This is a genomic window from Mesorhizobium sp. WSM4813 (assembly GCF_055811555.1).
Map to the genome: position 1 here is coordinate 1 of NZ_JBVVQU010000121.1, position 4319 is coordinate 4319.

Consider the following 4319-nt stretch of genomic DNA (forward strand, 5'->3'; position numbering starts at 1 on the left):
GCCTTCGAACCAGCTTATAACCTTGATTTGCTTATGAACAAACTCGGCCGCGACTATGTGAACGCCTTCATTAGCTTTAAACCTTGGCCTTCCTGTAGAGCTACGCATCACGGCATCGATGGTCTGCTGCAATTGCGGCAGAAGCACAACTTCACAGGCGAGGATATTGTTTCAATTGAGCTCGGATTGAATCAGCGTGCTGGAAGTGTCGTGCTCGAGCCTTGTGACAAAAAGTGGAACCCCGCCGACCCTGTTGTTGCGCGTTTCAGCCTGCCTTACGTCGTCGCTGTAGCGGCGCAGCGTGGCAGCGTCACAATTGGAGATTTCCGAGCCGAAACGCTTAAGGATCCGGCTGTGCGCAAAATCATGGCGGCCACGAAGATCGTGGTTGATCCAGAAATTGATCGCACTCACGGTCGTTACGGGAATTCGCCGACGACAGTCAAAGTGAAGCTAAAGTCTGGAGCGCAACATTTCATCCGCATCGACAAGCCTTTTGGGCATCCCGAAAGCCCAGCTTCTCTCGCCGATGGCGTGCGGAAACTTAGGGCCTGTGCTGCAGTGTCGATGTTGCCGTTCTCCGAGAAGCAACTCGGGTTGCTCGGGGAGTTCATAGACGACCTTGATAAGCGGCCTACATTGGCACCGCTGTTCGAGCTGCTACTTGGCGGTAGGTAGGCCAGAGGTTGCAGGAGCAGTAAAGGGAATCCACTTTGTGTGTTAGACTTGGCCCGATTCCTTTGATGCTCTGTTATGAAGTGGTTCTGGAAACTGGGGCTGCGTGTTCCCATGCGCGACGGCGTGACCAACGGAGTGGGAGTTTGGGTTTCACGCGACCCTGATGACCCCTGGTTCGATCGGCTGGGCTTCCTTCGCGAGGACTCACAGATCGACACACCAACCCTGTTCGTGCGTTCAGGGTATGATGTCGGCGCTGGCGACGCTCTCCATCAGCAGCGGGTCTTCAGCTCTCGGGGGCAAGCCATGCGGCTAGTGAGCACCAGCACATCTTTCTCTCGCCAGCAGGCACCGCGACACTGAGGGCCCGACTGTCGTCGGCGAACGCGAGCTGGGCGACGCCCGCCTGGACTGCAGGCAGATTTATCTGAACTGGTATGACTGCTGGTTGAAAGAGGAGCCAGATCGGATCGAGGAAATGCCTCGCGTCCAGTACGTCGTGATGGGTCGCAACGAATGGCGTACGGCCTCAGAATGGCCCTCCGGGGTGGAAGTATAGTGCTGGTTCCTGCGCAGCGGTGGAAATGCCAACACTCGCCTCGGCAATGGCAGGCTCGACCTAGCGCCACCTTCTGACGATGAGCCAGCCGACACGTACGCTTATGACCCCGGCAATCCGGTACCGTTTCTTGGGGTGCACGGCGGGAACGCAAAGGGGACGACGCTAGGCCCGCGGGCCTATCAGGAAGTCGAACTCCGTCAAGACGTTTTTTGTTTTACCTCGGAGGTACTCGAACAGGGGCTAGAAGTCGCTGGGTTCATTAAGGCAGTATTTTCCATATCTTCTTCGGCCCGAGACATCGATTTTGTGGCCAGACTTCCGGACGGACATCCGGACGGGCGTGCGATTGACGTCGTGGACGGTTGCCGCGCTCGATACCGCGAAAGCTTCGACCGGACGGTGACGATGGAGCCAGGGGAGGTCTACCAAATCGAAATCGATCTGGACGCCACCAGCAACTGGTTCCCGCCCGGCCATCGAATCCGGCTCGAAATCTCGAGTTCCGCGTTTCCTCGCTTTGACCGGGATCTTAACACAGGGGGCAACAACTGAGACGAAACGGAATGAGTCGTCACCCATAACACTGTGCACCAACGCAGAGTCTGTCTCCTACGTAATCCTGCCCGTCTCCGGCCGATGAATCTCGTCCGGCCGCTTGGGTTCGAGGATAGGCTAGAGGGAGATCGACACATCGAAAACAACAAGATATTGCGTCTCAAATCGCCGACGTTGAGGATGCCAAAACTCCTCATCTCGAATGGGATACGGATCTATCGTTATTCGCCTGCACCGGCGCGGCATATCGCTAAGCGAGGCCAGCACATGAGGGTCCAAGGCTAACTCAGAGCAGCGGCCGTGTACCTGAAGCGGCTGACAGCCGAATTTTAGTTCAATTTGATAGAGCGGGCGCCCACCCCGGGAAACGGTTCGTCGCCTTCTCAAGACAACTGGTTGATTCGGACTTCTTCGACCTCCCATCCGGCAGCGCTGGAACTCACGTCGAGCACCATGGCGACGGTCGCCTTATTCTCATGGGCGTTGAAGGAGACACAAGAGATTGACACGGCGCCAGCCGTTCTTCCGGAGCCAGAGCTCGCGGCTGTGACCGGGATCGGCTGAAAGATGAAGGCCTTTCCACGACGCCGCTCGCGCTGATCGCCACGACCAAGTCGTCGACCGAGCGGACCTGCACATGTGCCTAAGATCACCGCGTCAGCGCCCACTCGGCCATGCAGCGCGGCTCAAGGAAACGCTTCTTTAGCTGCGGAATGCGCACCCTTCAATCTTCCCGGTTCACGTTTTTCGGTCTCGTTTGGGGTAGCCCTTGCGCTGGGTCGTCTGCGGCAGCCGTCCTAAAGCCATGGCAGGCAAAGTGAGTTCGGATCCGTTGGCGATTATGTTCTTCTGGAATCCAGCCGCATCGGCGCCGAGGGCATGACCTGATGGGCAGGCTCTCCCAACACGGCATGTGTGCTAAGATAGGAGTTGCAGCGGGGAATCGGTTGTTATTCTACGCTGCGATGACTCACGAATCGCTTGTAGATGACGGCTGGGCCGAGACGATTGAGCTTCTCGGTGGTGAAGAGTTGATCGCGGGGAGTGCTCGCGAGACGAAGGCGTTCCTGCGGCCGCGGGGCGTCAGATCGGCTACTGATCTGTTGCGCCTGACTCTGGCTTACTGCCTTGGCAAGGTGGGCATGCGGGGCGTCGTGGCCTGGGCGGCGGCGAGCGGGATCGCCGACATCTCGGACGTGGCGTTGCTCGGCCGGCTGCGCAACGCAGGGCCGTGGCTGCAGCAGTTGATTGGGTATCTTTTGAAGCGCGAGGAGGTAGGCTTGGCCAAGGGCCGGCTGATCCGCATCCTCGATGCGACATCGGTTGCCAAGGCCGGTGTGCATGAGAAGAAGAACAATGGCCTTTGGCGTATGCACTGCGCCTTCGATCTTGAGCGCGAGCAGTTCGATTTCCTCGAGATCACCGACCAGAGCGAGGCCGAGCTGATCGACCGCGTGCCGGTGGTGGCGGGCGAGATCCGCATCGGCGACCGCGCCTATCTGCAGGCCGAGCGGATCGCAAAGGTCATGGCGCAAGGCGGCGACGTTGTCGTGCGCGCGGCGTGGAAGAATGTGCGATGGCTCGACGCCAACGGCAAGGCGTTCGATCTCATCGGCCACCTGAAGAGCTGCCGCGAGGAGGTCATCGAAACGCCTGTCTGGCTGGGCCTCAAGAAGAAGGGCGAGCCCCTGAAGATGCGCCTGATCGCCTTGCGCAAATCCGAGGCCGCGACACAAGAAGCGCGGCGCAAAATCAACAAGGAAGCCAAGGCCAAGGGCAAGCAGGTTCAACCGCAGACGCTGATTGCTGCCGGCTTTGTTATCCTTGTGACCTCGCTTGACCAGGAGGAGTTTCCCTCCGGCACAGTTCTCAAGCTCTATCGCATGCGCTGGCGCATCGAGCTCGCCTTCAAGCGTCTGAAGAGCCTGATCGGACTGCGCGCGCCTCCCGCCAAAGACGCAAGGATCGCAAAGCCTTGGATTCTTGCGCAGTTCCTCATCGCGCTTGTGACCGAACCCCTCTCGCAGGAGTTGGGTGTCTCTCCCCCTTGAGCGACGGACGCCCGCTGCTGTGGCGCGCTACCCGCCAGATCGTCGCCTCTCTGATCGCAGCGATCTTTGCTCAACCTCCCTTGGCAATCCTGCACCAAAACCTCCTTGCCTTGCGACATCGATGGCGTGAGCCACCACGAAAGCGCAAATTTCAGTCCATGCCAAAGCTATCTTAGCGCATGCCCAACACGGGGCACTAGGGCCCCTCTATTGTACCTTACCGATCCTTTAATTCGAGTTTCTTATCAGACATCGTCGCCCGTCGCCCTATGCACATAAAGAGGAAAAATGCCGATTTCCTGCATTGGTAGGAGGAAAATTTGCGCAAAACGGCCCAGCGAGCCCCGTAATATCATAAAAAAGAAGGCTGCTTGATCGGCACAAGGGGAAACAAGCGAGGAGCACTTAATGTCACAGGAACTCGAGTATCTCAGCCGTGGCGTAGCTACGGGCCTGTTGAGCCGACGTGAATT

Annotated in this window: 3 protein-coding genes; all 3 read left to right on the forward strand. The window is 58.3% G+C overall.

Annotated elements, in window-relative coordinates; translation table 11 throughout:
- Window positions 1-678, forward strand: a 678-nt coding sequence (locus AC0L25_RS32150) for an MmgE/PrpD family protein (RefSeq protein WP_473599138.1), incomplete at its 5' end; no start/stop codon positions are given.
- Between the two features lie 568 nt (window positions 679-1246).
- Window positions 1247-1792, forward strand: coding sequence for a CocE/NonD family hydrolase (locus tag AC0L25_RS32155; RefSeq protein ID WP_473599140.1), 546 nt, complete (start codon window positions 1247-1249; stop codon window positions 1790-1792).
- 890 nt (window positions 1793-2682) lie between these two features.
- Window positions 2683-3846, forward strand: a complete 1164-nt coding sequence (locus AC0L25_RS32160) for a transposase (protein ID WP_473599139.1) — start codon at window positions 2683-2685, stop codon at window positions 3844-3846.
- The last annotated feature ends 473 nt before the right edge of the window (window positions 3847-4319 follow it).

Coding starts and splice junctions, on each gene's coding strand:
- AC0L25_RS32160 (WP_473599139.1), top strand. CDS start 2,683: ATGGGCAGGCTCTCCCAACACGGCATGTGTGCTAAGATAGGAGTTGCA.